At 66.3% G+C, this 25,928-nt stretch carries 28 protein-coding genes; 9 read left to right on the top strand and 19 right to left on the bottom strand.

What is annotated here, in order from left to right:
• Positions 1–19 precede the first annotated feature (19 nt).
• Both K8O92_15200 and K8O92_15195 read right to left on the bottom strand, forming a co-directional pair.
• Entirely contained in the window at positions 20–1,483 is a 1,464-nt protein-coding gene (locus tag K8O92_15200; GenBank protein UAK35721.1) for a NarK/NasA family nitrate transporter, read from the bottom strand.
• Positions 1,484–1,836: 353 nt separating this feature from the next.
• Positions 1,837–2,982: an MFS transporter gene (locus K8O92_15195; protein UAK35720.1), complete on the bottom strand. Its 1,146-nt coding sequence runs from the start codon at positions 2,980–2,982 to the stop codon at positions 1,837–1,839.
• 173 nt (positions 2,983–3,155) lie between these two features.
• Between K8O92_15195 and K8O92_15190 the strand changes: the two genes are divergently transcribed.
• Positions 3,156–3,827, top strand: a complete 672-nt coding sequence (locus tag K8O92_15190) for an FCD domain-containing protein (GenBank protein ID UAK35044.1) — start codon at positions 3,156–3,158, stop codon at positions 3,825–3,827.
• A 179-nt stretch (positions 3,828–4,006) separates the two neighbouring features.
• Positions 4,007–5,488: an MFS transporter gene (locus K8O92_15185; GenBank protein UAK35043.1), complete on the top strand. Its 1,482-nt coding sequence runs from the start codon at positions 4,007–4,009 to the stop codon at positions 5,486–5,488.
• A 164-nt stretch (positions 5,489–5,652) separates the two neighbouring features.
• Here K8O92_15185 and K8O92_15180 read toward each other — a convergent pair whose 3' ends face one another.
• From K8O92_15180 to K8O92_15155, 6 genes are all read right to left on the bottom strand, one after another.
• The gene (locus K8O92_15180) at positions 5,653–6,420 is read right to left on the bottom strand and encodes an ESX secretion-associated protein EspG (GenBank protein UAK35042.1); all 768 of its coding nucleotides are present in this window, start codon (positions 6,418–6,420) and stop codon (positions 5,653–5,655) included.
• Between the two features lie 11 nt (positions 6,421–6,431).
• Positions 6,432–7,766, bottom strand: coding sequence for a hypothetical protein (locus K8O92_15175; protein ID UAK35041.1), 1,335 nt, complete (start codon positions 7,764–7,766; stop codon positions 6,432–6,434).
• Positions 7,766–8,149 (bottom strand): hypothetical protein, encoded by a 384-nt coding sequence (locus K8O92_15170; protein ID UAK35040.1) that lies wholly within the window; start codon positions 8,147–8,149, stop codon positions 7,766–7,768. The genes K8O92_15175 and K8O92_15170 overlap by 1 nt, the downstream gene beginning before the upstream one ends.
• 15 nt (positions 8,150–8,164) lie before the next feature.
• Entirely contained in the window at positions 8,165–8,695 is a 531-nt protein-coding gene (locus tag K8O92_15165) for a DUF3558 domain-containing protein (GenBank protein ID UAK35039.1), read from the bottom strand.
• A 277-nt stretch (positions 8,696–8,972) separates the two neighbouring features.
• A complete protein-coding gene (locus K8O92_15160) occupies positions 8,973–9,356 on the bottom strand; it encodes a hypothetical protein (GenBank protein ID UAK35038.1) in 384 nt (127 codons plus the stop codon).
• A 15-nt stretch (positions 9,357–9,371) separates the two neighbouring features.
• A complete protein-coding gene (locus K8O92_15155) occupies positions 9,372–9,902 on the bottom strand; it encodes a DUF3558 domain-containing protein (protein ID UAK35719.1) in 531 nt (176 codons plus the stop codon).
• A 214-nt stretch (positions 9,903–10,116) separates the two neighbouring features.
• On the opposite strand from K8O92_15155, the gene K8O92_15150 reads away from it, so the two are divergent.
• On the top strand, positions 10,117–10,536 hold the full coding sequence (locus K8O92_15150) for a hypothetical protein (protein UAK35037.1): 420 nt from the start codon (positions 10,117–10,119) through the stop codon (positions 10,534–10,536).
• Between the two features lie 123 nt (positions 10,537–10,659).
• Here K8O92_15150 and K8O92_15145 read toward each other — a convergent pair whose 3' ends face one another.
• Positions 10,660–10,866: a DUF397 domain-containing protein gene (locus K8O92_15145; GenBank protein ID UAK35036.1), complete on the bottom strand. Its 207-nt coding sequence runs from the start codon at positions 10,864–10,866 to the stop codon at positions 10,660–10,662.
• Positions 10,863–11,738 carry a helix-turn-helix domain-containing protein gene (locus K8O92_15140; GenBank protein UAK35035.1) on the bottom strand — a complete coding sequence of 292 codons (876 nt, stop codon included), beginning with the start codon at positions 11,736–11,738 and terminating at the stop codon, positions 10,863–10,865. Before K8O92_15140 ends, K8O92_15145 begins: the two co-directional genes overlap by 4 nt.
• A gap of 163 nt (positions 11,739–11,901) precedes the next feature.
• Here K8O92_15140 and K8O92_15135 point away from each other — a divergent pair, with 163 nt between their 5' ends.
• The 4 genes from K8O92_15135 (at position 11,902) to K8O92_15120 (ending at position 14,816) form a co-directional block, all read left to right on the top strand.
• Complete coding sequence (locus K8O92_15135; protein UAK35034.1) at positions 11,902–12,303, top strand: hypothetical protein; 402 nt, start codon at positions 11,902–11,904, stop codon at positions 12,301–12,303.
• Positions 12,304–12,332: 29 nt separating this feature from the next.
• Positions 12,333–12,638, top strand: a complete 306-nt coding sequence (locus tag K8O92_15130) for a hypothetical protein (protein ID UAK35033.1) — start codon at positions 12,333–12,335, stop codon at positions 12,636–12,638.
• A 152-nt stretch (positions 12,639–12,790) separates the two neighbouring features.
• Entirely contained in the window at positions 12,791–13,333 is a 543-nt protein-coding gene (locus K8O92_15125) for a hypothetical protein (protein ID UAK35032.1), read from the top strand.
• Positions 13,334–13,610: 277 nt separating this feature from the next.
• Complete coding sequence (locus K8O92_15120) at positions 13,611–14,816, top strand: MFS transporter (protein UAK35031.1); 1,206 nt, start codon at positions 13,611–13,613, stop codon at positions 14,814–14,816.
• Between the two features lie 290 nt (positions 14,817–15,106).
• Here K8O92_15120 and K8O92_15115 read toward each other — a convergent pair whose 3' ends face one another.
• From K8O92_15115 to K8O92_15100, 4 genes are all read right to left on the bottom strand, one after another.
• Complete coding sequence (locus K8O92_15115) at positions 15,107–16,273, bottom strand: CHAP domain-containing protein (protein ID UAK35030.1); 1,167 nt, start codon at positions 16,271–16,273, stop codon at positions 15,107–15,109.
• Positions 16,274–16,622: 349 nt separating this feature from the next.
• Entirely contained in the window at positions 16,623–17,474 is an 852-nt protein-coding gene (locus K8O92_15110; protein ID UAK35029.1) for a TIGR02569 family protein, read from the bottom strand.
• Between the two features lie 91 nt (positions 17,475–17,565).
• Positions 17,566–18,750, bottom strand: coding sequence for an adenylyltransferase/sulfurtransferase MoeZ (gene moeZ, locus K8O92_15105; protein UAK35028.1), 1,185 nt, complete (start codon positions 18,748–18,750; stop codon positions 17,566–17,568).
• 225 nt (positions 18,751–18,975) lie between these two features.
• Entirely contained in the window at positions 18,976–20,247 is a 1,272-nt protein-coding gene (locus tag K8O92_15100; GenBank protein UAK35027.1) for a DUF3152 domain-containing protein, read from the bottom strand.
• 182 nt (positions 20,248–20,429) lie between these two features.
• On the opposite strand from K8O92_15100, the gene K8O92_15095 reads away from it, so the two are divergent.
• The gene (locus K8O92_15095; protein UAK35026.1) at positions 20,430–21,095 is read left to right on the top strand and encodes a TetR/AcrR family transcriptional regulator; all 666 of its coding nucleotides are present in this window, start codon (positions 20,430–20,432) and stop codon (positions 21,093–21,095) included.
• Positions 21,096–21,174: 79 nt separating this feature from the next.
• On the opposite strand, the gene K8O92_15090 is transcribed toward K8O92_15095, so the two are convergent.
• Both K8O92_15090 and K8O92_15085 read right to left on the bottom strand, forming a co-directional pair.
• Complete coding sequence (locus tag K8O92_15090) at positions 21,175–21,402, bottom strand: DUF3107 domain-containing protein (protein UAK35025.1); 228 nt, start codon at positions 21,400–21,402, stop codon at positions 21,175–21,177.
• A 275-nt stretch (positions 21,403–21,677) separates the two neighbouring features.
• Entirely contained in the window at positions 21,678–22,217 is a 540-nt protein-coding gene (locus K8O92_15085; protein UAK35024.1) for a YceI family protein, read from the bottom strand.
• Between the two features lie 102 nt (positions 22,218–22,319).
• Between K8O92_15085 and K8O92_15080 the strand changes: the two genes are divergently transcribed.
• Positions 22,320–23,156 (top strand): helix-turn-helix transcriptional regulator, encoded by an 837-nt coding sequence (locus K8O92_15080; protein UAK35023.1) that lies wholly within the window; start codon positions 22,320–22,322, stop codon positions 23,154–23,156.
• A 6-nt stretch (positions 23,157–23,162) separates the two neighbouring features.
• Here K8O92_15080 and K8O92_15075 read toward each other — a convergent pair whose 3' ends face one another.
• From K8O92_15075 to K8O92_15065, 3 genes are read right to left on the bottom strand one after another with little or no spacing between them, the layout of a single operon-like run.
• Entirely contained in the window at positions 23,163–23,864 is a 702-nt protein-coding gene (locus K8O92_15075) for a ferritin-like domain-containing protein (GenBank protein UAK35022.1), read from the bottom strand.
• A 27-nt stretch (positions 23,865–23,891) separates the two neighbouring features.
• A complete protein-coding gene (locus tag K8O92_15070; protein UAK35021.1) occupies positions 23,892–24,947 on the bottom strand; it encodes an alpha/beta hydrolase in 1,056 nt (351 codons plus the stop codon).
• A gap of 57 nt (positions 24,948–25,004) precedes the next feature.
• On the bottom strand, positions 25,005–25,862 hold the full coding sequence (locus tag K8O92_15065; protein ID UAK35020.1) for a hypothetical protein: 858 nt from the start codon (positions 25,860–25,862) through the stop codon (positions 25,005–25,007).
• Positions 25,863–25,928 lie beyond the last annotated feature (66 nt).

Below are 25,928 nucleotides of genomic sequence, written 5' to 3'. Positions count from 1 at the left end.
TCCTGGACTGGATCGGGGGTCAGGCGCGGGCCGACGAGCCGGCGGACGGGGACTGGGAGCGGCCTGCTTCGGCTTCGAGGACGAACGTCTCGGCTTCGGTGACGACATCGGACTCGGTGGCGACGCCGCGCACGCCGGGACGGCGCAGGAAGACCGCCCAGACCACGAGGGCGCAGACCACGTAGAAGGCCATGAACACCCAGAACGCGGTGGTGGCCGACTGGGTCGAGGCGTATGAGGAACGCAGCACCAAGTTGATGGCCACGCCGCCGAGCGCGCCGATGGCGCCGACGAATCCGATCAGCGCGCCGGAGGTGTTCTGCGACCAGGCCGCCCGCGCGTCCGGGGTGGCGTCCAGGCTCCTGGACTTGGCCTCGAACACCGACGGGATGATCTTGGTGACCGACCCGTTGCCGATGCCGGAGAGCACGAACAGGGCGATGAAGCCGACCACGAGGGCGGTCATCACCGCACCGCTGGCCACGCCGTTGTTGTTGTCGGCCATCATGCTGGCCCCGGTGACCAGCACGGCCGCCGCCATCATGGCGCCGAAGACGTACAGGGTTACCCGGCTGCCGCCGATGCGGTCTGCCCACTTGCCGCCATACGGCCTGGCCAGCGAACCGAGCAGCGGGCCGAGGAAGGCGATCTGCGCGGCGTGCAGCGTGGCCTGCGCGACGCTGTCGCCGCCCGCCCGGAAGCTGATCTGCAGGATCTGCCCGAAGGCGAAGCTGTAGCCGATGAACGAGCCGAAGGTGCCGATGTAGAGGAACGCGATCGCCCAGGACTGCGGCACCTTCAAAGCCGTGATCATGTAGGACAGGTCGGCCTTCTGGTTGGGCAGGTTGTCCATGTACAGCGCGGCGCCCACGCCGGCGATCGCGATGAACACCAGGTAGATCGCGCAGATCAACGAGGCGTACTCGTTGCCGAGGGTCGCGATGACGAACAGGCCGATCAGCTGGATCACCGGGACGCCGATGTTGCCGCCGCCCGCGTTCAGGCCCAGCGCCCAGCCCTTGAGCCGCTGAGGGTAGAACGCGTTGATGTTGGTCATCGAGGAGGCGAAGTTGCCGCCACCGAAGCCGGCGAAGGCCGCGACCACGAGGAACGTCGTGTACGAGGTGCCGGGCTGGTTGACGAAATACAGCGTGAGCAGGGTCGGGATCAGCAGCATCAGCGCGCTGAAGACCGTCCAGTTGCGCCCGCCGAAGCGCGCGGTCGCCACGGTGTAGGGAATCCGCAGGAACGCGCCGACCAGCGTCGGCATCGCGACCAGGAAGAACTTGCCCGCCGGATCGATGCCGAACTTGTCGGTGGGCATGAACAGCACCATCACCGACCAGATCGACCACACCGAGAACCCGACGTGCTCGGCGAAGACCGACCAGATCAGGTTGCGCCTGGCGATGTCCTTGCCGCCTGCTTCCCAGGCGGCGACATCCTCGGCGTCCCAGTGCTCGATGCGCGGCCTGCGGAACATAGTCCGTCCCAGCGCTTCCAGACGGTTACGCGTCAGCGTGCTCAACGGGGCCTCCCAAAGTCGGTTGGCCCCACGGTAGGAAATGGGTATTGCCGAAATGCTGCGTGAAATGACCGTGAAATCAACGGTTGCTCACGATTACCGCCGCACCGGGGTGAGTTTCTATCGAATGTTTCAGGCATGTGACACAACGGTTTCCGTCCGTCACAAAAAGGCCGATATCGAATAATGCGATCGGTGAGGTGTGACGCGCGCTACTGGCGGCGCGAATTCATGCGCACATCCTCACCCGGTTCGCACAGTCCCGCAACCCGAGTTGTGAGATTCCCGCGCATCGCGATCGCGCCGGGATGTCACCACGTGTCTTCGAGCAGGCGCGGCTTGCACGCCTGCCAGGCGCCCGCGAGCAACACCAGCACCGCGACGCCGAGCATCCCGAACGGGATGAGCCACCCGCCGGTGGCCGTGCGCAGCACCCCGAACAGCAGCGGCCCCACACAGGCCACCGCGTAGCCGACGCCCTGAGTGAAGCCGGACAGCGCCGCCGACCCGGCGGGCGTACGGGTGCGCAAGTTGATCAGGGTCAGCGCAATCGGGAAGGTGCTCGGGCCGAGGCCGAGAACGACAACCCACAGGATGGGGGCGGTCATCGGCGCGGTGAGCAGCCCGGCGAACGCCACGAAGAACAGCACGGCGCACACGACCACCACCGGGAACGGATTACCGAACCGGGCGACAAGGGTCGGCGCGGTGAGGGCGGCGACCAAGCCGACCACGGCGAACAGCCCCACCATGGCTCCGCCGTACGCGGCGCTCGCGCCCGCCTCGGTCAGGATCTTCGGCAACCAGGTGAACATCGCATAGGTCGTGAGCGAGGTCATGCCGAACATGCCCGCCATCCCCCAGGCGATCGGTGAGCGCCACACGCGCCCGGTATCCGGCGCTTGTCCCGGCAGCGCGGTCATGTCCGCGCCGTCATGTCCGCGTCTGCCGCGCAGCACCGCCAGCCAAGGCACCGCGGCGGCGAAGCCGAGCAGGCCCCACACACCGAGCGAGACGCGCCAGCCGTGCGCATCCGCGAGCGGGACCGCGGCGAAGGCGGGCACGACCGTGCCGAGTTGCACCATCACGATGTACAGCGAGCTGATCACCGCGAGTCGATCCGGGAAGTACCGCTTGACCAGAGGCGGGATCACCACGTTGCCGATGCCCATGCCCGCCAGCGCGAGGGCCGAGAAGACGAGCAGTTCGGCGGTGCCCGACATCAGCACCCGGATCAGCATGCCCGCCCCGGCCATCAGCATGGCCGTCAGCGCCGTGCGCTCCAGCCCGAGCCGGACCGCCAAGATCGGCGTGAGCAGTCCCGACAACGCGAACATCGCGGTGGGGATCATGCCGAAGACGCCGACGACCGCAGCGCCGTAACCGATCTCGGCGCCGATCCGCTCGGCCAGCGGACTGTACGCGGTGACCGCGACCCGCAGGGTGAGCGCCGACATCACGATGGCGGTGAGAACCAGCAGACGGCCCTCGGTCAACGCACGTCGACGGCGCTCGACCAGGACGGATTCCCGGCCGGGCGCTGTTTCCGGAATAGTCGCAGTCACCGAGAAATCATAGGATGACCGGATGATGCGCGGCAACGATTTGTGATGGGCGGTACTCTGTCGAGGTGCAACCCGTCCGGCGAACCAGCCTCATCGCCCAGGTCACCGAGCAGCTGCGTGCCGAAATCCGTTCCGGCCGTTGGTCCATCGGCTCCCGCATCCCCACCGAGCCGGAGCTCACAGAACTCACCGGCACCGGCCGCAACACCGTGCGCGAAGCCGTCCAGGCTCTCGTGCACGCGGGCATGCTGGAACGTCGCCAAGGCTCCGGAACCTATGTCATCGCGGCATCCGATCTCGGCGGCACCCTCGGCAAGTACTTCGCCGACGCCGAGCAACGCGACGTCTTGGAACTGCGCCTCGCGCTGGACACCACCGCCGCCGCCCTGGCCGCCCGCCGCCGCGACGACACCGACATCGCGACCCTGCTGCGCTTGCTCGACGAACGCGACAAGGGATGGGACGAGGACCGGGCCGCCGCGATCGAGGCGGATGTCCAACTGCACCGCGCGATCGTCGTCGCGAGTCACAACGCGGTGTATCTCGAGTTCTACGATTCGCTACTGCCCATCATCGAGCAGGTCATTCACGCACGGACATCGAAGTCCGACGAGTCCTATGCCGAGGAGCATGCCGCCTTGGTGCACGCGGTGATCGACGGCGATCCCGAACGGGCCGCCTCGGCCACGCGATGCTTCCTCAATTCTCTTATCGCGGAATATCCCGACGCGCGCTGAAATCCGCGAGGTAACCGAGTGGTCACCATCCGCGCTTACGCGATGTGAGTCGGAATTGCCGGGAACGTCACCGAGGGCCACGGGGACGCAACAAGCGGCTCATACCTTTGTCTCGACCGTAGCTTGGCACTCGACACCGCCGCGATGAGGGCCGGTCGAGCCGAATCGAGAGGAAGCCGATGACCGCCGTAGCAGCCACCGGCCAGCAGTCGCCGACAACGACTTTCGAACACCGGAAACGTGGACGCTGGCTCGACCACTGGGATCCGGACAACGCGCAATTCTGGGAATCCGGCGGTGCGAAAACCGCGCGCAAGAACTTGCTTTTCTCCGTGTTCGCCGAGAATCTCGGCTTCAGCGTCTGGGTCATCTGGGGCACGGTGGTGACCAGCATGGGCGCCGCCGGATTCGGCTTCCTCGCCGGTCTCGGCCAAGGAAATCCGACCGCGGTGAGCAACGCGCTGCTGCTGACCTCGACCCCCACCCTGGTCGGCGCCGCACTGCGCATCCCCTACACCTTCGCCATCCCCCGGTTCGGGGGGCGGGCCTTCACCGCCTTCAGCGCGGCCATGCTGCTGATCCCGACCCTCGGCCTGGCCTACTTCGTCAACCAGCCCGGCACGCCGATGTGGGTGTTCCTGCTGCTGGCGGCGCTGGCCGGAGTCGGCGGCGGCAATTTCTCCTCCTCCATGGCCAACATCAACTTCTTCTTCCCCGAGGGCAAGAAGGGCGCGGCGCTGGGCATCAACGCCGCGGGTGGCAACCTCGGCGTCGCCCAGACGCAGTTGGTGCTCCCGTTGCTGATCACCTTCGGCACGCACCTCATGGCGAAGGACCCGGCCGGTTACCGCTTCGGCATCACGCTGTCGGTCCTGGTCTGGGTGCCGTTCATCCTGGCCGCCGCGTTCGGCGCGCTGCGTTACATGGACAGCATCAGCACCGCCAAGTCCGACGGGAAGTCCTACCGCCGCGCCCTCACCAACCGCCACACCTGGGTGATGGCCGTCCTCTACATCGGTACCTTCGGCTCGTTCATCGGCTTCTCCTTCGCCTTCCCGACGCTGATCAAGGCCAACTTCCCGGAGCTGACGAAGATCGGCTGGATCACCACGCTCGGTAACCTCGCGTTCCTCGGGGCACTGGTCGGGTCGTTCAGCCGGCCCTTCGGCGGCTGGATCTCCGACAAGGTCGGCGGCGCGAAGATCACCCTGTACGTGTTCGGCGGCATGGCGATCGCGGTCGCGCTCATCATGGTCGGACTCGAGATGAAGAGCTTCCCGCTCTACCTCCTGGCGTTCCTGCTGCTGTTCGTGCTGACCGGCATCGGCAACGGCTCGACCTACCGAATGATCCCGACCATCTTCAGCGCGGAGTCCAAGAAGTACGCCGCCGAGCACGGCCTCGACATGACAGAGGCCGTCGCCTCGGCCAAGCGCCAGGCGGGCGCGGCGATCGGCGTCATCGGCGCGGTGGGCGCCTCCGGCGGCTGGCTGTTGCAGCAGGCGCTGCGGTTGTCCAACACCCACCTGCACAGCATGGCTCCCGCGTTCTGGGCCTACGCCGCGACCTTCCTGGTGATGGCCACCGTCACCTGGTGGTTCTACCTGCGATCCTCGTTCGCCATCCAGCGCGTTCCGTCGCTGGCGTACGCGAACGTCTGACCCTCGACGTCCCGCGGTCCGGACCCCGCGGGACACGGGCGCGACGGCCGCCGTCCCCCTCCGGCGGAGCCGCCCACCGAACGTCCGCCCCTCGCCTGGGTGAGAACCGAGGCCCGGCAAAGGGTCCCGGCCTGCACCGGGACGATGGGCGGACGTTCGGCCGTTCAGTACGGTAGGTGGACGCCCTCGCGCACTTCCGTGACGGTGCGGGCCATCATCTGTTGCAACGTACCTGCGATTCGGTCGGCAGTGGTGGGTTTGATCGTCACCACGTCGGTGCCGAAGGTGACGTAACGGCCGTCGTTTTCCACATCGTTGAGCTGGAAGTCCTTACGACCGTTGATATGCCGATTGTCCACGCTGCCCATCGCGTAGACACCGACGTGACCGATCAAAGTCATCGCTCGAGTGAAGAACCGCTCGAATTCCTCTCGCGGTGTCGGCCGCCAGGCGTCCCGGACCGGCGGTCTCGGCCGCGCCAGCTCCTCCGCCGAAGCCTGCAATTGCTTGCCCTGCCCAGGGCCGCAGGCGGGGAACACGTCGACCACGGCTCGCGCCACCTCACCGGCGGGCAGCAACGTCAGCACCACATCGCCGCCTTGCTCCGGGTCGGGTCCCGGCTCCTGCACCGCGACCGCGCCGTGCTGGTAGTGCACCCCCGCGTGCGCCCGCAGCTTGCGGGTCCGGCCGGCCACTCCGGCCACTTCGACCCGTGCTTCCGGAGCGAGCAGTACTTCTACCGCACGCAATAGATCTTCACCGATGCGCGGGCGCAGCGTCTGCGCCGCCGCTTGCCGCAACCGCAAGCTCTCCGACCGGAACTCCGTTGTGAACTGGTGCCGCAAGGGATAAGGCAGTACGTCCCGGCCGGTGGACTCCCATAAGGTCCGGAATTCGAGCGCGGTGAACCGCCAGCTCTGCGCTTCAGACATGTGTGCGGTCCTTATCGCGGGTTGTCACCGATGACCGGCGGCACCGTCCCCGGCAGGTCGTCGAGCCCGGTGACCTCGTTGCCGTGTTCCTGAGTGATCAGGTAGTCCGGAATGCCCTTGGCCGTCTCGTCATCGGATTTGCCGCCACGCGCACCAGGGGCCATTCCGCCCGGCATCCCGCTCATACCGGCGCGACCGGGAGATGCGCCGGTTCGCGCGGCAGCGGCCGGGGACGCGTTGGGGTTGTTCGACGTGGCTCGCGGCGACACCGATACGCCCGGCGCACCTGGCCCGTTGGGACTGCCGGGAGTGCCGAGATGTGGGCTTCCCGGACTTCCAGGAGTATTCGGCGCTGTGCTCGGAGCAGGCGTCGTCGAGGCGGGCGTGGTCGACGCCGGTGTGGTCGAATCCTGCGTAGTGGACGACGGATCGGTACTGGTCGACTCCGGTGTTCCAGAGGTGGTGTCCGAGGGCTGGGTGGTGGACGGGGTGGTCGAATCGTCGGTGGGATTCGTACCGGTGGGATTCGAGTTGGGCGACGACGGGGTGCCCGAAGGGTTCCCGCTGTTCGTCCCCTGCGGATTGCTTCCGTTGTCGACGCCATTCGGATTCGCAGCAGGGTTCGGACGAGGAATCACGGGCACGTTTGTGTCGGACTCCATCACCACCGGGGCGTAGACGGTTCGCAGTACCCGCAACGCCTCTGTCTTCGCGTTGTACTCGGCGACGTCGTCATTGCGCCATCCGCGCCCCGCCGCCCACGCGAGCGCGTTGCCGATTCCGCTGCGATGTTCCGGCGCATGCGGGACGAGTTGCTTGGTCGGCTCCAACCCCGTCAACAATTCGGACAGCTTGCTGCTGGTCAGTCGAGCGGCGTTCGAGACCTGCGCCCCCTGGGCGGCGTAGTCGCCCACCGCGGTCGCGGCGGCGTTGCGCGCCTCGCCCCGCCACACCCCCTCGTCGGTGGCCAGAGCCATCGCCTTCGTGAAGTTGTCCAACGAAGTCTGGTGCCGATCGGCGATCGTGTTCCACGCGAACACCAAGTCTCCGACCGCCTTCAGATCGATCTGATCGACCTTTTCCCGCAGCGTCGCGACGCCGTGCCGCTCGAACTCATCCGCGTCGAGAACTTCCCTCGGCCGGAACTCGCCCTGGAAACCGACACCGGCAGCCCGGCTGCGCACACCGTCGCGCTGCTGGTTGTACTTGTCCTGCACCGCGGCCGGATCGATATCGGGCTGCAACTCTTCACCAGACATCCAGTTGGTGAAATTGCGCAGGATAGTCGAACCGAGCTGGGGATAGTCGGGAAACCCCAGGCTCATATTGTAGAACGGGTTAACCATCAGCGCACCTGCTCGGTAGCGTTCGCGATCGGGGCCGCGTTCTCGATGTCTGTGCCGGTGATGCGTTTGAAGGAAATCGCCATGACCTCACGCATGTTCTTCACGGTTTCGATGTGTTCCAGGATGATCTGGTCGATTGAATTCGGATCACCCACAGCCTGTTTCAAAAACTTTTTGACCAGGTCGGCGGCCATCTCGAAATCACCAAAGCCGGATACGTTTTGAGTATTCCCTGCCAAGCTTCGCAACGATTCTAGTTCGGCGATTCTCGAATCACACGCTTTCGCGCAGAGAAATGCGGCATTCTGATCGTCTAGGTACAGTTCACCAGTCTTAGCCTGGCCAGCAAGCCGACTCCAGACCGACGCAATGTCTTCACTCATGCGTTCCCTCCCAGATCAACGCGGTAGTGCAGGAACAATCGACTCGCCGACACGATTCAGGACCGTGCATGGATTCTCGAGATCGTCCCGACCCGCCCGGCCCTGAACCCTCAATTGCACGACCCCATGGGCAGCAGGGAACAATACGTCACAATCAAGATTCTTGGACGCACCTTCGACTCTGAACTGCCGGCCATGACGGCCCGCGATCGTGACGTCCTGGAACTCCACATTCCCCGGCTTCCGCTCGAACTCGGACACTGTACGACTGGTCGAAAAGACCGTGACGAAGTACTTGGGTCCGTCCCACCGGCAGATTTCCCAACCGGATTGATGCACTCCACCGATGCCGGACTCTTCGGTCTTCGGATCGACTCCGGCAGCCCGAAGCGCATCATCGGGAACCCCCGTGCACGGGTTGAACAGAGTCTGTGTCGCAGTCGTGCTAGCTCCCGTCGTGGGCGATCCGTTCGTAGTGTCCCCACACCCGACGACTCCGGCCGCCAACGCACCAACGAGCAGCGGCAACATGATTCGACGACTCATCCCCACCCTCTCGACCTGTGATGACTCAGGTTCGCCCACCCTAGCAGACGAGCAGCTCGATCTCACTTGCTCATATCGCCGGCCATGCTCCACCCAACCAGCCGAAAACCGAGCGCCGATTCCGCCAGACGCGATGGTGCGCCGCACGGTTGATGTTCCGAAAGACGAGACGCAGACTCAGCGGGACAGGCCCACGAGTTCGACTCTTCCCGACCCAGCGACCCGCTCACGACACCGACGCAGCCCCGCCGCCCCACACGATGAACCCGGCTGAGAGTCAGCGCATCTGCTCGGTCGCGTTAGCGATCGGGGCCGCGTTCTCGATGTCTGTGCCGGTGATGCGTTTGAACGAGATCGCCATGACCTCACGCATGTTCTTTACAGTCTCGATGTGTTCCAGGATGATCTGATCGATCGAATTGGGATCGCCAGTAGCTTGCTTCAGAAACTTGCCGACAAGCTGATCCGCCATGACGAAATCACCGAAGCCGGAGACATTTTGGGCAACAGCGATGAACCTACGCATCTCTTGTAAATCGGCCAGTCGTTGGTCACATGCCTTCGCGCAGTTGTACGCAGCGTTCTCGTCATCGAGGTACAGTTCTCCAGCCCGAGCTCGACCTGCCAGCCCGCTCCACAACGCCGCACTGTCCTCACTCATAGGACCCCTCCCTGATCAACGCGGTAGTGCAGGCACAATCGACGTGCCGACCCGATACAGGACTGCGCATGGGTCCTCGAGACCGTTCGCACCTGCCCGGTTCAGGACCTTCAATTGCAGGACTCCCTGAGTCGCAGGAAATAGAACATCGCAATCGAGATACTTCGACGCGCCCTCGACCCTGAATTGCCTACCGGGGCGTCCTCCGACCGAGACATCCTGGAACTCGACGTTACCGGGCTTACGCTCGAATTCTGCGACCGTGCGACGGGTGGAGAACACTGAAATAAAATATTTGGGTCCGTCCCAATTACATATTTCCCAGCCGGACTGGTGCACTCCGGCAATACCGGCCTCTTCAGTCGCTGGATCAACCCCCGCTGTGCGCAATGCCTCATCAGGGATGCCCGTACAAGGGTCGAAAAGAGCCTGTTCGGCAGTACTGCTGGAACCCGTCGTAGGCGATCCGTTCGTTGTGTCCCCGCACCCGACGACTCCGGTCGTCAACGCGCCAACGAGCAGCGTCAACATGATTCGACGGCTCATCCCCACCCTCTCGACCTGTGACGACGACTCAGGTTCGCCCACACTAGCAGAAGACCTGCCGGTATCCATGCAAGGACGGCCGGGCGAAAGGCTGGGCTCTTGCGTTGTGTCGTCGCGGGTTTGGGGTCGCAACTAGGGTGGCGGTGCAGTAACGAGCTGGACGAAAGCTAGGACATACGACTGAGTTCGATTGATGAGCGAAGGAGCTGGAATCATGAAGTTCGGCAAGATCGCGGTCGGTGCGGCGTTGGCCGCCGCCGCAGTCAGTGTTGCTCCCGCTGTTGCTTCTGCTGATGATCCCGAGTTTCCGCGCAACGGTGTCATCCCGGCTGGGACCTATCACATCGGGCGGGGGCCTTCCAATGTCGTCGGGTCGCCTATCGAGAACTGCGATCTGCAAGTCTTCCCGGATGGCCGGTCTGTGGCCCTGGTCTGTGGGACCTCGAGCCGGGGCGGGCATCAGACGCCGGTCGGGCCGGACGAGACCTACGTGACGTTCGACTACGTGCCCTTCGGCCTGGATCTGCGTGACATCGACCCACGCCAGGGACTCTGGACCGGAACGGTGAACATCGCTGGGACACCGATCATCGTTCCGTACCCGCTGGCAGCGGTCTGGCTCAGCCGCCGGTGAACCGGACCCGCCCGGCGTTGCACGATCCGGCGTGACGCCCGGTGATGTCTAAAAGGCTCCGGTCCGGGCTCCGGCTGGGGTGCCGGAGTCCGGGCCTCGTCCGCCAATCCGCTGTTCTAGCGATCAGGGCAACAGTGTGAACACACCATCTCTGACACACGCGGTGAAGGCATCCCATCCGCCCGGCGTGAAGACCAACGCCGGACCGGTCGAGTTTTTTGAATCACGGACACCGACCCTACCTGCGTCGAGCCACGCAACTTCCACACATGCTTCCTCCTGACTGTGTTGCGATTTGAACCAGTGGACGCCGAAAGTCCCGATGGTCACTGTTCGTACCTCCGTGCCATAGTCCTCAGCAAGTCTCGCGATGCCTGTTCCCCTAGTGCGCTGTGCCGCACATCCTCGTAGAAGGCTTGATACCGCTCCACATCCATACGATCCTCGAAAATCATTGTCCCTATCGCGCCTTCGCAGTACACGACAGATGGCTCGTCATGAGGCATGTCGAGGATGATGTAGGGCGGCAGAGCAATACCGGCCGGTAGCCCAGCAGTGAATGGGACGATTCGGATCGACACATTGTCCCGTGTCCCCATGTCGGCCACATGGCGAAGCTGAGAAGACATGTCACGTTCGGATACGACAGCAGTACGCAACACCGTCTCGTGCAGTAGAAACTCGGCGGGCAACGGCTTGTGTTGACGCGTCAGGATCTTCTGCCTCTGCATCCGCAATGCGACGCGTCGCTCGACCTCTTCCGGTGTCATGCGCGGAGGAGACGACACCGCCACCCGTGCGTAGTCCGCAGTTTGTAGAAGCCCTGGCATCACCAGTGATTGGAAGAAGCGGAATCCGGTAGCCACGGCTTCCAGTTGAAGGTATGTATTGAACCCCGGTCGAACCAGGTCTCGAAAATCTTCCCACCACGGTTTCGCCTGAGCCCGCTCGGCAAGCGACTTCAGGTACTCGGTCCGCTCCTCCGGTAACCCGTAGTACTGGCAGACGAACTCGATATCCCGAACCTTCACCTTCTCGTTCTGCCCCAGTTCCAGCCGTCCGAGCGAAGATCGGCTGATCTCCAGGACCTCGGCTACCTGCTCGAGCGTGTAGCCGTTGGCCTGGCGCGCGTCGCGCAGCGCGCGGCCCAGCTGGCGACGCGGGAGCGTCGTCCGGCTGGGGTCCGACTTGGTACCCACCATTCCGCTGTGTCCTCCCCTTACTTTCCCACGGTGTGGTCTGGTTTTTCCCACGGCGAGAATCAATGTGCGCCCGACTCGGGAGACGCTCAGCGCAGACGCACCGGTTGCTCGGCACCGGACGTTTCGCGCGTCCCATCGTGGGCACGCTGCGCAGCATATGCACATGGCCGAAGAACACGGAACAGAACCCGAATCCGTAACGAACTATGCGGCGGTGCAGGGAGATACGCGCGGGCGTCACAGCGCGACACATGCCCTGCTCGTGCTGCCCGACGTCTGCGGGCACGCCGACGTGCGACTGGCTCACGAGCAGATGCGGGTGCACCTGACCTGCCGCATCGCGCGGTGCGCGTGGAAGGCGGCGGCCTACCGCACGCTGGTGTCCTCGGGTCGGCTGACGCCGCAAGCGGTGAGCCACCGCGAACGCGCCGCCGCGCGTGGCATGCGCTTACCGTCACCTGACGAGCCCGGTAGCGCCGGGCACGGCCCCGACGTGCGCACACTTCAGGAAGTACTGGAACGGCTGTCGGCTTTGGCCGCGCCACCGGAACCGATGCGGGGGTGAAACGGTTGCATCGAACCACAATCGGAGCCGTGCAGGCCGGATGGCAGGTAGTGGGAAGTCGCATCGAGATCGTGTTCTTGCGTGACGACTCCGATCCCACACCCGCCTACCGGCTGCGCAACAACGGCGATACTGTGCCGATTCCATTGGGACAGAACGGGTTTGTCGCGTTCGACGAACGCGCACTTCCCGATTTGGCGCAGGTTCGCGAATGGTTCCCACGCCATTTCCGGTTGTGGGACGCGGTGCGCGCCCAGTTCTGGGAGGTGTTGCTGCCCGCAGGCGGGGCACGCACCACCGATCTTCCCGTCCCGCCGCGATCACCGCGCCCGTGAATACTCCCGGCCGCATCCACGACCCGTACAGGCAGCAACCGAAAAGGGAAATGTCCAAGCGACGCACTCGACCGCGGCACCAGTCGCGGAAGCCGACGAATTCCACCGTCCGATACCCGCCCCCTGCCACGATCGACGCGATACTCACGGCGATGATGTCCGAACGCCGCGCAGACGCCGCCGACGCCGGCACCATTCACTTCTGGGGATTCGCCCGCACCGAAAACCCCACCGCACAGGACGCCGCCCACATCCCGATAGCCCTCGATCCCCACGCCGAACGCTCCCCCGTACTGGATTCGGCCGAATGGCTGATCCGCCGCTTCGCGGGCCGCATCTGGGGTTTCGGGCTCGCCTACCTGACGGTGGGCGAGGTGTTCACCGCAGCCGAGGGTGTCCCACGGGACGCGCTACAGGCCGCGGCGGCGGGCCGGATGAGCGAACGCTCCACCGCCGACACGATGTGCGCGGCGACTGTCTTCGATGCCCGAGGCCAGGCCTACACGGCACTGACGTACACCCACCTGCCTGAACTCGGAGCGACGCCCACCTGGGTGAAGGACACCCGCGAATCCATCGACACCTGGGTCACCCTTTTCGACCAACGTGCCGTCGCGGCGCATGTGTGGGCGGCGGCGATAACGCTGGATCCGCACGCCAACCACGTCGCCATAGCTCGGTTGCGGTCGCACTGAAGCCCTTCGGCGCGGGTGTAATTGCGTTGGCCGAGCCCGCGTCCGTTGTTACGGTGTGGGCGTGAGTTCTCCGGAGTCGTCCAGACGGTAGCCGCCCGGCATTTGTGCTGGGCGGCGTTGTGAGCTGACTGAACCGCTGGTCATCGAGTGGCTGGCGGGTTCTTCGCAACGCCGGACGATGTTGGTTTTCCCTGCGGTCGGGCGATGGTTCGCCCGATTCCGCGACCATCTCGGGCGTCGTGAACCTGGCGCCCTGTATCCGGGGAGTTGTCCTTCTATGCCCATTGTGGTGTTCGTGCTGGCTGTCGCGGTTTTCGCGCAGGGCACATCCGAATTCATGGTGTCGGGGTTGCTGGAGCGGATCGCCGTCGACGTCGGAGCCTCGCTGGGTTCCGCCGGTCTGCTGACCTCGCTGTTCGCGGCGGGCATGGTGCTCGGCGCGCCCGCGATGGCGGTGGCGGCGGGCCGATTGCCGGTCAGGCATTCGGCGGCGGCGTTCTTGGCGGTGTTCTGCGCGGCTCACGTCGTCGGTGCGGTGACCATCGATTTCCCGGTGTTGCTGGCGACTCGGGTCGTCGCGGCGGTCGCCAACGCCGGATTCCTCGCTGTCGTGCTGGCCGCTCTGCCACGATTGGTCGGCCCGGCCGTGGTGGGGCGCGCCACCTCGGTGGTGATATCCGGGGTGACAGTGGCCTGCATCGCCGGTGTACCCGCCGGGACTCTGCTGGGACAGGTCTGGGGTTGGCGTGCGGCGTTCTGGGCCGTCGCGATAGTCAGCGGGGCAGTACTTATCCCGCTGTGGACGATGGTCCCTCGGGATGTGCGTGCCGGTGATCGGCCCGGCGCACAGGAGCTGTCGCTGTCGAGCGAATGGAGGGTGCTCGGCAGGCGGCCGGTCCGCACCGCCGTCGTGGTGGCGGTCCTGGTCAACGCCGCGACGTTCGCGGGCTTCACTTTCCTCGGCTCGATCACCGCCGCTGTCGCCGGTGCGGGTAGCGGTTGGGTTCCGGTCGTGCTGGCCTTCTTCGGCATCGGCTCGTTCCTCGGCGTGACGTTCACGGGCCGCTACAGCGACCGTCATCGGGAGCGAATCGTCAGAATCGGAACGACCGGACTCGTCGCGGTGTGGTTGCTGGCCGCTCTGACCGCACACACATCGGCCGGTGTGTCGATCATGGCGGCGGTGACCGGCGCGGTCGCGTTCGGCGTCGGTTCGACACTGATCGCCACGATCGTGCAGACCGCTGCGACCGCCGCACCACGTATCGCGGGCGCGTTGGCGACCACCGCGTTCAATATCGGCGCTGTTCTCGGTCCTGTCGCCGCCGCTGTGGTGGTCGATCACACCGGGCAGCCGGCGAAAGCGTTGTGGTGCAGCGCGGTCTTCACCATCGCCGCGGTGGCTGTCGTGTGGACATCCAGGAATTCGGTCGTATCCCAGACGTCGGCCGAAGAATCCATGGCACAGGATCCGATCAGGTAATCCTCGCGCAACAGAAAAACGCAGCGGGTTGCGCGTTCTGCCTGCCGAGTCGGCGGCTTCTCGCCGGGCGACCTTCACCGCCGTTGCCCAACGGGAAGCCGCCACACCGCATCCGCTTTCGCGGGTTCGGGTGGTTGCGGCGCACGCCGAATAGTTGACAGGCAACCACTTCGGGCACGGCGTCGCCTGCGTTGGACGATGCAAGGCCCACCGTCGGCATCGAGCGAGCTCTGCCCCAGCTCACCACTCCGGTCCGGACCGATGATCGGCCGATACCGTGAGCGGCACCCTCAGACTCTCGTCGAGCTGTCGGAGGGTGGCGGTTTGACGACACCGACGAGCGATCCAGCGTTCATTGCATAGCTTTGTGTTTGCAAGCGATCGCTGGAATTGCCTTCGATGGTGTTGATCCGGCCGGTTCTGGGATCCACGGATTCCACGATGCCCACATGGTCCGGGGTTCCGTCACCCTCCCAGTCGAAGATGATCATGTCACCTTTTTGGGCACTCGAGATATTCGCCGCCAATCCCATGTGCTTGGCGTCGTTCCAGATGGCGGGTACATAATTCTTGTTGGTCCAGTCGACGTTGTAACCGGCCTGATCCCACGCCCAGGTAGAGAACGCCGCGCACCATGCGTCGTTGATGTTGTACGGGGCCTTGTAGAGCTTGCCATCCGCGCCGCGGAACATCGGGACATTATTTCCACCGCTCTCGGAAACGCCGAGTCCCAGCTGCTCCCGCGCCTTCGTGACGATGTCATCCGGAGTTCCGGTCCCACGGGTCCACGTAGCGCTGCTCGCGGTCGGCGTCCACGGACTGCGAGACCCGACATCCGGCGCGTTGCCGTACGGGTTGCGGGGAAGGTTCGGCATCATCTCGTAGATGTTGCCCGCGTTCCTGCGCATACCACTGTCGGAATCCTCGATCGTGTCGTGCACCCGGTCCACGGCCTCGAGGATCAGCACCAGCAACCGGTTCTCCGCGGCCGGGCTCAGGTGCAGACTGTTGTCGGGCAGCCGAATCACCTCATGCGGGCCACTCAGCTCGTCCCTCAGCCCCTCCGCGATTTTCTTGACGTCCTGGAACGCATTGTTCGAGGTGTCGAAGCTCGCAAAGGCGCGTTCTTCCACATTCTCGGTCTTCATTCGCATGTCGGATTCGATGTCCACGAACTCACCGAGCCTGTCCCCGTAGTTGCCGGTCATCACCGACGAGGCGGGGTCGAGCTTCTGGGCACCGGGTTTGTCGAGCTCCAGCCCTTGCTGGCTGAGCAACTTCTTATCCGCCAGCCGGCGGATCATGTCCGGCTGGCCGGCGTCGGAACCTGACGCGAACAGCACGATCGAACTCTGCATATACGCGTGCGCCGCGTCGATGACCGCTTTGAGGCCGGGACTGGCATGATCGGGATGCTTGAAAGGCTTGATCTCGATGTCTTCGAAGGTCGTGGTCATGCGTGCCCTCCACCCGGCACGGTCCACACAACCTGTCCTCGCAGGCCGGTACACAGCATGGACAGGTCGTCGACCAACCCGATCACCTCGTCACGAGTGATCACCATGTGCGCACCCTCCTCCGACCCGGGCACGCATGCCGGCAGGCGTAACGAGCACCATCTGTAACCTCACTCGGCAGAGACCGCCGGACGTACGGCGGTACACCCATCTCTACGGCTGAGTATCGGGCATTCCCGGCATTGGCAATTGCCGGTGAGTCCCTCCCGAATGCGGGGGCGAGCAACCCCTGACCCACCGAGCCGAATTCGTCGCGCCGAATCACACTGCACCACAGCCGCTCGAGAATTCAGAGAGTCAGGCGCACCATGTCCGCCGTGCGCGCCAGACCGGGAAACGCCTGGGGCGTCGAGCGCGGATGCAGAGCGTGCACCGCGAGGCGGAACATGACCGCGCGCAACAACATCTGCGGCCACTCCGGCAGGTCCGCCCAGCGTTCGAGCAACCCGTCGTCCGCGCCACCCCAGGCCAGCGCATCCACCACGATCACCCCGGCCGCCCAGGGAGCGGGCCGCCAGTAAGGGGTGATGTCGGTGAGGCCGGGGATCTGCGCACCCGCGAACAACACGGTGCCGAACAGATCACCGTGCACCAGCTGCGGAGGCGTCTGTACCGGTTTGCGCAGCGTGGCAAGCTGACCGATCAGCTCGATGCTGCGCTGCCCGTCCGGCGAGGTCGACAGCGACGCTCCGCCGGCACGGAGACTGCGCAGCGGCACCGGCTCCCACGCGGCGCGATCGGCGGCGACGAACACGTCCACGTCCACCCATGGCACGACCGGCGGCTGTGAGAGGAAGCGCGGCCGCTCCACGTCGGCCGTCGCCTGATGCAGGCGCAAGGACACCGAGACCACCTCGTCGTGCCGAGGTTCGGGAGCACCCTCCAAATAGGTGTCCGCACGCCAGCCCGACACCACATAACGGCCATCGGTCGCCCGCACCGGGCGGGCCAGCCGCAGTCCGTCCACCTTCAACGTCTCACGGATCTTCGCCGACCACGCCGCGCGCGCGTGATCGGCGACCGGACTGAGCACCACGTCGCCGAAGCGCCAGCCGCCTTCCCAGTCACCGAGCGGAACCGGGGTCACTTCGCGCAGACCGAACGTGGCACGCACATGCTCGGGAGGTTCCACAGAAGTCACGGCCGTACGGTACGTCGTGTCTGTTTTGGCGCGCCTTCGGCGCGCCGTGTTCGCAGCCCTCTCGGACGGAAAATACGATCAGTCGACCGGATCAGTACACCGGCAGCGACTGATCCACCTGGTTGGCCCAGGCGATCACGCCGCCTTGCAGGTGAGTGGCGTCGGCGAAACCGGCGCGTTTGAGGGCGGCCAGGGCCTCGGCGGAGCGCACCCCGGTCTTGCAGTGCAGCACGATGGGGCGGTTCTGCGGGAGCTCGGCCAGTGCTTCGCCGGACAGGATGCGGTCCTTGGGAATCAGCTTGGCGCCCTCGATGTGCACGATGTCCCACTCCACCGGCTCGCGCACGTCGATCAGTTCGATCTCCTTGCCCGATGCCAGCAGTTCCTCGAGTTCACGCGCGGTGATGGTGGACCCGGCCGCGGCGGCCTGGCCCTCGTCGGACACCACGCCGCAGAACGCCTCGTAGTCGATCAGCTCGGTGATCGGCTGACGCTCCGGATCCCGGCGCAGCTTGATGGTCCGGTAGTTCATGTCCAGTGCGTCGTACACCATGAGCCGGCCCAGCAGCGGCTCGCCGATGCCGGTGATCAGTTTGATGGCCTCGGTCACCATCACCGAGCCGATGGACGCGCACAGCACGCCGAGCACGCCGCCCTCGGCGCAGGACGGGACCATGCCGGGCGGCGGGGCCTCCGGGTACAGGTCGCGGTAGTTGATGCCGCGCCCGTCGGGAGCGTCCTCCCAGAACACCGAGACCTGGCCCTCGAAGCGGTAGATCGAACCCCACACGTACGGCTTGCCCGCGAGCACCGCGGCGTCGTTGACCAGGTAGCGGGTGGCGAAGTTGTCGGTGCCGTCGACGATCAGGTCGTACTCGCCGAACAGTTCGACGGCGTTCTCCGGTTCCAACCGGATCTTGTGCAGCCGGACGTCGATGCCGGAGTTGATGTCCAGGATCGAGTCACGGGCGCTGTCGGCCTTCGGGCGGCCGATGTCGGATTCGCCGTGGATGATCTGACGCTGCAGGTTCGAGGCGTCGACCTCGTCGAACTCGACGATGCCGAGCGTGCCGACACCCGCGGCGGCCAGGTACAGCAGCGCGGGCGAGCCGAGACCACCGGCGCCGATCACCAGCACTTTGGCGTTCTTCAGACGTTTCTGCCCGTCCACGCCGAGATCGGGAATGATCAGGTGTCGGCTGTAGCGGGCTACCTCATCCCTGGTCAGCTCCGCGGCCGGCTCGACAAGTGGCGGCAGGGACTTGGGTGATGACACGTCCGGGACTCCTCGAATCGCTGGGCCGATCGCTGCGGCGGTATGGCGCCCTTCGCGGGCTGCTCACCTGTGCAACACCGACGATCGGACCGTTCTTCCCGGCCCATCGTTCCGTATCACCGCCCCACCGCGACAACCGCCCTGCCGTCCGGCGACCGCTGCCCCTCCCAGACGACCGCACCGGCAACGCCCGGATCGAGCGCCACCCGCCACGAATACGACCCTTCAGCCGCGCGGGTAGGGCCAGGGATTGAACCGGCAGCGCTTGCCGTCCATCGGCACCACGCCGTGCGGATCGAGGGCGGCGATGTCGTCGTTCTTGGTTCCGAAGGTCTGCTGCATCATCACCGGCGCCAGCCCGCCGTCGTTCTCGCAAGCCTGATGCTGGTGGTAGCCGATGGCGTGGCCGACCTCGTGGTTGATCAGATACTGCCGGTAGGACCCGATGTCGCCGTCGAAGGCCAGCGCTCCGCGCACCCAGCGGACTTCCGACAGCACCACGCGGCGACTGTCGGCGTTGTAGCAGGACGTATCGATCGGGATGTCGAAACCGCATTCCTTGCGGCTGGTTCCGCGTGCGGTGAGCGAGATGCGGAAGTCGGCGTCGCCCTGGTCGACCCGGCGGAACCCGAACTTGGGGTCGTGTGCCCAGCTCTTGGGGTTGGCGAGGGTGGAGTCGATCATCTTGGCGACGGCCTCGTCACCGCCCAAGCCGGAGGTGTCCACGCCGTTCTCGATCTCCACGGTGTAGCGGAAGACGGTGCCGGTTCCGGCGCCGACCTGAGCCGTCGTGCCGGGTACCACGTGCCACGCGCCACCGCCGGTCTCGGCGAACGCGCCGCCCTCCGGCAGTGCCCCGGTGGGTAGATCGGTGGGGAAGTGCCCGTCGCCCGGCGGAGCGCCGATGATGCCCGCGGTCGCGGTGGCCGTACTGAGTCGCCCCAGCGCCGGATCGAGGCCCACGATATCGCCGGTGCGGGTGGCGCGGATCGCGTCGACGACGACCAGAACGGTGATCACGGCCAAGACCGGCAAGGCATACGCCCGCCAGCCATAGGTCGAAACGAATCTGCCGAGCGCGCTCTGCTTCTTGGCGTCCCGCTCCGGGCGGGCCCTGGCCCTGCCCTCGTCGGGGGCGGTGGGATCCCAGCGAGCCCGCAGCGGTTGGTGGGACCGGTCGGCCTTGTGGGAGTAGAGCCCGAGCGGGTCGTATATCTCGACACCGTCCCGGTCATGCTGCTGGTCGGAATCGGGTTGTCGCGCAGGGGCTTCGGACGCTTCGGCGTTCTTGCGCTTCTTCCGCCCGCGACCGGGTGACCCGCCGCCTGCCCCGGACCGCTTGGCTGCGCCGGTCCGAGCCGCACCACCGGATTGCGCCACTGGCCAGGTTCTCGCCACGTCGTCCGACCCTACGGAACCGGGCGCGCCGGAGCCAGCCGGGTAGCGCGCACCACGCCGCCCACCGGGTGGTCTTTCCGGTCGGTCGGTCACGTTCACCAGCGTCTCACAGCCGCGATTCCCCACTCACGGGCACATGCGCGGTCCCGGAAGTGCGACAATTCTGCGCGGGTGGCACCAGTTGTCCGGCCGCGATCCGCGGGCGGGCGACAACCGGGTATCGTTCATGAGATGACCCGGTGCACACCCCTTCGCCGGGGAATCGACTGGGAGAGCCGAAAATGACTGACCTCGTGGACCGGATGACGTCCCGTCGATCGTCGTCCGAGGCCGTGGCGCCCGCCAAACGCGGTACGCGGCTTCCACGCGACGAGCGACGTCTTCAGCTACTCGCGGCGGCAAGCGAGGTCTTCGTGCAGCGCGGCTATCACGCCGCGGGCATGGACGAGATCTCGCAGTGCGCCGGAGTGAGCAAGCCGGTGCTGTACCAGCACTTCAGCAGCAAGCTGGAGCTCTACCTCGCGGTGCTGCAGAACTACGTGGACATGCTGGTGTCCAGCGTGCGCCAGGCGCTGCGCTCCACCACCGACAACAAGCAGCGCGTGCGCGCGGCGGTGCAGGCGTACTTCGATTTCGTGGACAACGAGATGCAGGGCTTCCGGCTGGTCTTCGAGTCCGACCTCACCAGTGAGCCGCAGGTGCAGCGCCGGGTCGAGCAAGCCACCGAGGCCTGCGTGGACGCGGTCTTCGACCTGGTCGCGCACGATTCGGGCCTGGACCCGTACCGCGCCCGCATCCTGGCCGTCGGCTTGGTCGGCGCGAGCCAGTTCACCGCGCGCTACTGGCTGGAGGCCGATCGGCCGATCCCGAAGGAGGAGGCGGTCGACACCACCGTCTCGCTCGCGTGGGGCGGCCTGAAGCACGTCCCGCTGCACCCGATCGACTGAACGCGGCACAACGCGAAACGAGCCCCTGCCCCCGAGTGATCGGGGGCGGGGGCTCGATGCGTAGGTGGCCGGAGCCGGATCAGACCGCGGCGAAACCGACGCGGCCGCCGGTGGTCGAGCCGATCTCGACATATGCGACCTTCGACGCCTGGATCAGGAACTTGCGGCCTTTCTCGTCGGAGAGCGCCAAGACGCCACCGTCGCTGCCGAGCGCACCGGACACCAGCGTCTCGACCTCGTCCTGGGTCTGCGCGCTGTTGATCACCAGCTCGCGCGGGCTATCCGAAATACCGATCTTGACCTCCACGGCCAACCTCCGAACCTGAGAGTCCTGTGCTGTCGAGTCCAGGCTAGTGCTCCCCCGCCTCTCCGAGTTTTCAGGCTCCCCCGCCTCTCCGCATCTTCAGGCCATACCAGTCAGGTGACGCGCGGGATTCGTTCAGGTCCTGCGTTCTCGCACCTCTCCTGGTCTGGGCGTACCCGAGGAGTTACCCATGTACTTGCGATATCAGTCGGTGCGTTCGCTGTAGAAGCGTGCGGCGGGGACGATGTTCGCCTTCCGCGAACACCGTCTGGCGCCGCTTACTTGGGTTCGATGAGCTGGATTTCCAGTTCGATCTTCACCGTGTCGCTGAGCATGCCGGGCAGTGCGCCGCCGACGCCGAAGTCGGTGCGCTTGATGGTGCCCGTGGCGGAGAAGCCCGCGTGCCGATCGCCCGTCGGACCGAAGTCCTGCACGCCGCCCCACTCGACCTCCAGCGTGACGGGCTTGGTGATCGCGCCGAGCGTGGCCTCGCCCTGCACCTCGAAGGACTCCGCGACGACCACCGGTTCGGTGGCGCGGAAGGTCAGCGTGGGGCGATTGGCGACGTCGAGGAAATCGGCGGTACGGATGTGCGCGTCCCGGTCCGGGTTGCCGGTGTCGAAGGAGTCGAGGTAGATCGTCGCGCCGATGGCGGCGGCGCCCGATTCGTCGACCACGAATTCGGTCTCGAACCGGGTGAATCCGCCGCGCACCTTGGAGATGCCGAGATGACGAATGGAGAACGAGACCGAGGAGTGCGCGGCGTCGAGCGCCCACGAACCGGTTTTCAGCGTGGTGGATTCCGAGGTGGATGTCATACCTCCGACAATGACCGGACCTCGGTCCGGTAGCCAGACCGCCGTTATCCTGGACCTGACAGGGCGCGGATAATCGTGCCCGGACCGGGCACGATGGGAAGCATGGCTCGTAACGGATTCGCGGAGTTCCTCATCGCCCGGCGCGCCGAGTTGCGGCCGTCGGACGTCGGCATGCCCGAGGGCGGACGCCGCCGCACACCGGGCCTGCGCCGTGAAGAGGTGGCCGTCCGCGCCGGAGTGAGCGCCGACTACCTGGCCCGGCTGGAGCAGGGGCGCGACACCAACCCGTCGGTCGCGGTGATCGAGGCTTTGGCCGACGCGCTGCTGTTGCGCGGCGACGATCGGCAGTACTTCAGCATGCTCGCCTTGGCCTCCGGCAACGAATCCCGCTGTCCCGGTAACGAATCCGCCGAGGAGCGGCTCGCCCCGACGATCGAGACCATCCTGCACGCCTTGCAGCCCACGCCGGCCTTCGTGGTCGGCCGACGGCTGAACGTGCTGGGCTGGAACCGGGCTTGGGCCGATTTCGTCGCTCCGCTGGGACTACTGGACGGACCCGATCAGCCCAACCTCGCCTGGTACACGTTCACGCACCCGGCCGCCCGGCGGGTCGTGCGCAACTGGGAGCAGGCCGCCGATACTTTCACGGCCGCGCTCTGCCGCGCCAAGCTGCACTGGCCGGGCGACGATTCGCTACGGGCCACGATCGAGGCGCTGCGCGGCCTCCCGGATTTCGCGGACCGCTGGAAACCGCACCGGGTCGGCGCTCCCGGTTCGGGCACGCTGCACCTCGACCATCCCGCGCACGGCATGGTCGAGGTGCCGTTCGAGACCCTGGAAGCCGACCGGGATCAGAGCATCATCGTCTGGCTGGCCGACAAGGCGAACATGCACGCGCCCGGCCTGCGGCTGGTCACCGATCGCGCCGCGAACGCGTAGCCGCGCTCAGATGCCGAGTACCGCCATGCGCTCGGCGTGACTGTCCTGCATCCGCTCGAACAGCGCCGCGATCCCGTTGAGATCACCGGTGGCGGTGAGGACCAGATCGGTGAGTTCGTCGCGCTGCGCCATCACGAACTGGGCTTGCGTGATCGCCTCGCCCAGCAGCCGCCTTCCCCAGAGGGTGAGCCGGTCGCGTTCGGAGCGGCTCTCGGTGACCGCTCGGCGGACCTCCTCGACGACGAACTCCGAGTGGCTGGTCTCGGCGAGCACGTCGCGCACCACCGCCGCGACGTCGGGCGTCAGCGCGCCCGCGATCTCGGTGTAGAAGTCCGCGGCGATGCCGTCACCGACGTAGAACTTCACCATCGACTCGAGCCACGTGGAGGGGTCGGTGGAGACGTGGTAGTCGTCCAGCGCCCGCACGAACGGCGCCATGGCGTCGAAGACATCGGCGCCGCGCGCGGCGAGCGCGGACTCCAGCGTCTTGAAATGCTCCATCTCGGCCGCGGCCATGGTCGCGACCGCCACTTTGCCCCGCAGGGTCGGCGACAGCTTGGCCTCCTCCGCCAGCCGATAGAACGCGGAGATCTCGCCGTACGCGAGCACAGCGAACAGATCGGTCACACCGGGATGGCTCGCGGGGATGGAGAGGCTTGCTGGGTCGGTCGACGAAACACCTAACGCGGCAGGTGACTGTGCTCCCATGGGCCCCAGCGTAATACTCACCGTGGCTCAGGCGGGCTCGGCCAGGAACTTCTCCAAATAACTCCATGTCGTGTCACGCGCGGTCGGTCCGGCCAGGATGCCCAGGTGGCTGCCGGGCGCGGTCTCGTAGCGAACGGCCGCCGCTCCGGTGAGCACACCGGCGCCCGCTTCGACGGCCGGAGCCGGGGTGATCACGTCGGAGGGTCCGCCGACCAGCAGGACCGGCGCGGTCACTTTCGCCAGCTCGATCCGGCGTCCGCCCAGTTGGACGACCCCACGCCCGATGTCGTTGGCGAGGATGAACCGTCCCCACAACTGCCCGTAGAAACGGCCGGGATACCCGGGCATCGCGGCCATGAACCGGTCGATCGTCTCCATCTTCGCCAGCGCCTCGGTGCGCGCGATATTGCTCGCGACGAACCACGGCCGGGTCAGTTCGCGATCCCAGGCGGTGACTTTGTAGCCGATTCGAGTCAGTGTCGCAGGAACGCCACCGGCCGCGCGGACGACAGTCGAGGTGACCCGGCCGCCCGTGAGCTTCGCGACCGCGCGCAACTGCGGAACGCCGGTCATCCGGTCGTAGTCCAGCGGCGAGCCGACGGCCGTGATGGATCGGATCGGCAGCTCCGGGTGGGCCGCCGCGGTCAGCAGGGACAGCGTGCCGCCGAGCGACCAGCCGACCAGATCGACCGGACCTCCGTCGCGATCGGCGCTGGTGCGCAGCACCGCCTCCGGCAGGATGTCGTCGGTCCAGTCCTCGAAGCCCATGCGCCGGTCGGCGAAGGTGATCTCGCCGTAGTCGACCACGTACGGGCGGCGGCCGATCTCCAGCAGGAAACGTGCCAGGCTTTGATCGGGCCGCAGATCGAAACAGGTGGCGGGCGCGGCGAGCGGCGGAACCAGCAGGACGGCCGAATCGTCGTGCGGTGCGTGCGCGTCCGCTCGCTCGAACCGTCGCAGTTGCCGGTGCGGCCGGTCCCACAGCACCGTCGTGGGAGTCGGGTCCGGCGCCTCGATGCCGGAGCCGAAGGTCAGTGCCCACGCGTTGCGTGCGGCGAGGGTGACAGTGTCGGCAAGGCTCACACCGAAGAGAGTCTCACATACCGGTACCGCCGGTAACAGGCAACTCCGCCGATCGCGCTACCGCGGCCCCATGCCGACCGGGTTGAGCGGCGGCACCACCGCCTCCTGCACCCTGCGCACCAGGGGCTCGAGCGATGTGGTCAGCTCCGTGATCGCGTCGGCCGACAGCGTCGCGAGCGCGCCGGTCCACGCCGCTTCGTCGGTCTCAGCCTCCACTTGGGCCAGCAATGCGGCCCCGCTGCTGGTGAGAGTCGGGGTGACCGGCTCTCCGCCGACCGCGCCCCGAGCGCGCAACTCGTCGAAAGCATCCGCCCACTCCGCCTCCGACACCCCGCGCGCGGGCCGCATCACCGATTCCGGCGCCTTGCCCGCGGCCACCTGCGCGACCAGCGCTTGACGCCCGGTCAGGCCGTGGGTGACCAGAGCCGCGACATGACCGTCACCGCGATGTTCGCGCAGCGAGGTGGCCAGCTGCCACAGCGCGGCCACCGGATCGGCGGGCAGCGGCAGGTCCGCGTTCGCGGCGAACAGCACCCGCCCGGTGGGATCGGCGGCACGCTGCGCCGGCGCGAGCAGCTCGACCGCCCGAGCGCACACCGCGTCACCCGCACCGACGCCACGCAGCAACCCGGTGGCCAGCTCGAGCCGGGCGTCCAGACACTGCTGCGGCGTCGCCCGCTGCCACGCCTCCGGCAGCGCGCGATGCACCATGTCGGGGTGGAATCCGGCGAAAGCCGCCCGCACCGTCGCGGGCGTCACCGCTCCCAGCGGCGCGGCGCGGAACGCGAAGTAGGTCTGCCAGTAGCCGCGCAAGCCGATGCCGAGGCCCGCCTCCTTGACGCCGGTTCCGAAATAGACGACATCGTGTAACGGTTCGAGCGTCGCCCAGATTTGACGCGCCGGATGAATTGCCATGTCGCGCAGCGTACGTCGGCGCCCGGCGCGGCGAAAGCGAGGTGCGGGAATCACGATTTTCCACAG

Source organism: Nocardia asteroides (assembly GCA_019930625.1).
GTDB classification, from domain to species: Bacteria; Actinomycetota; Actinomycetes; order Mycobacteriales; family Mycobacteriaceae; genus Nocardia; species Nocardia sputi.
This window is presented reverse-complemented; position numbering and strand designations above follow the sequence as displayed.

What these genes read in the sequence shown, in the direction of transcription:
- K8O92_15195 (UAK35720.1), bottom strand. Translation starts at nt 2,982, where the DNA reads ATGTCGGCGCTCACCCTGCGGGTCGCGGTCACCGCGTACAGTCCGCTG.
- K8O92_15075 (UAK35022.1), bottom strand. Translation starts at nt 23,864, where the DNA reads ATGGGAGCACAGTCACCTGCCGCGTTAGGTGTTTCGTCGACCGACCCA.
- K8O92_15095 (UAK35026.1), top strand. Translation starts at nt 20,430, where the DNA reads ATGACTGACCTCGTGGACCGGATGACGTCCCGTCGATCGTCGTCCGAG.
- K8O92_15120 (UAK35031.1), top strand. Translation starts at nt 13,611, where the DNA reads ATGCCCATTGTGGTGTTCGTGCTGGCTGTCGCGGTTTTCGCGCAGGGC.
- K8O92_15140 (UAK35035.1), bottom strand. Translation starts at nt 11,738, where the DNA reads ATGGTGGGTACCAAGTCGGACCCCAGCCGGACGACGCTCCCGCGTCGC.
- K8O92_15160 (UAK35038.1), bottom strand. Translation starts at nt 9,356, where the DNA reads ATGAGTGAGGACAGTGCGGCGTTGTGGAGCGGGCTGGCAGGTCGAGCT.
- K8O92_15170 (UAK35040.1), bottom strand. Translation starts at nt 8,149, where the DNA reads ATGAGTGAAGACATTGCGTCGGTCTGGAGTCGGCTTGCTGGCCAGGCT.
- K8O92_15085 (UAK35024.1), bottom strand. Translation starts at nt 22,217, where the DNA reads ATGACATCCACCTCGGAATCCACCACGCTGAAAACCGGTTCGTGGGCG.
- K8O92_15200 (UAK35721.1), bottom strand. Translation starts at nt 1,483, where the DNA reads ATGTTCCGCAGGCCGCGCATCGAGCACTGGGACGCCGAGGATGTCGCC.
- K8O92_15180 (UAK35042.1), bottom strand. Translation starts at nt 6,420, where the DNA reads ATGTCTGAAGCGCAGAGCTGGCGGTTCACCGCGCTCGAATTCCGGACC.
- K8O92_15150 (UAK35037.1), top strand. Translation starts at nt 10,117, where the DNA reads ATGAAGTTCGGCAAGATCGCGGTCGGTGCGGCGTTGGCCGCCGCCGCA.
- K8O92_15125 (UAK35032.1), top strand. Translation starts at nt 12,791, where the DNA reads ATGATGTCCGAACGCCGCGCAGACGCCGCCGACGCCGGCACCATTCAC.
- K8O92_15175 (UAK35041.1), bottom strand. Translation starts at nt 7,766, where the DNA reads ATGGTTAACCCGTTCTACAATATGAGCCTGGGGTTTCCCGACTATCCC.
- K8O92_15165 (UAK35039.1), bottom strand. Translation starts at nt 8,695, where the DNA reads ATGAGTCGTCGAATCATGTTGCCGCTGCTCGTTGGTGCGTTGGCGGCC.
- K8O92_15080 (UAK35023.1), top strand. Translation starts at nt 22,320, where the DNA reads ATGGCTCGTAACGGATTCGCGGAGTTCCTCATCGCCCGGCGCGCCGAG.
- K8O92_15115 (UAK35030.1), bottom strand. Translation starts at nt 16,273, where the DNA reads ATGACCACGACCTTCGAAGACATCGAGATCAAGCCTTTCAAGCATCCC.
- K8O92_15185 (UAK35043.1), top strand. Translation starts at nt 4,007, where the DNA reads ATGACCGCCGTAGCAGCCACCGGCCAGCAGTCGCCGACAACGACTTTC.
- K8O92_15065 (UAK35020.1), bottom strand. Translation starts at nt 25,862, where the DNA reads ATGGCAATTCATCCGGCGCGTCAAATCTGGGCGACGCTCGAACCGTTA.
- K8O92_15155 (UAK35719.1), bottom strand. Translation starts at nt 9,902, where the DNA reads ATGAGCCGTCGAATCATGTTGACGCTGCTCGTTGGCGCGTTGACGACC.
- K8O92_15135 (UAK35034.1), top strand. Translation starts at nt 11,902, where the DNA reads ATGGCCGAAGAACACGGAACAGAACCCGAATCCGTAACGAACTATGCG.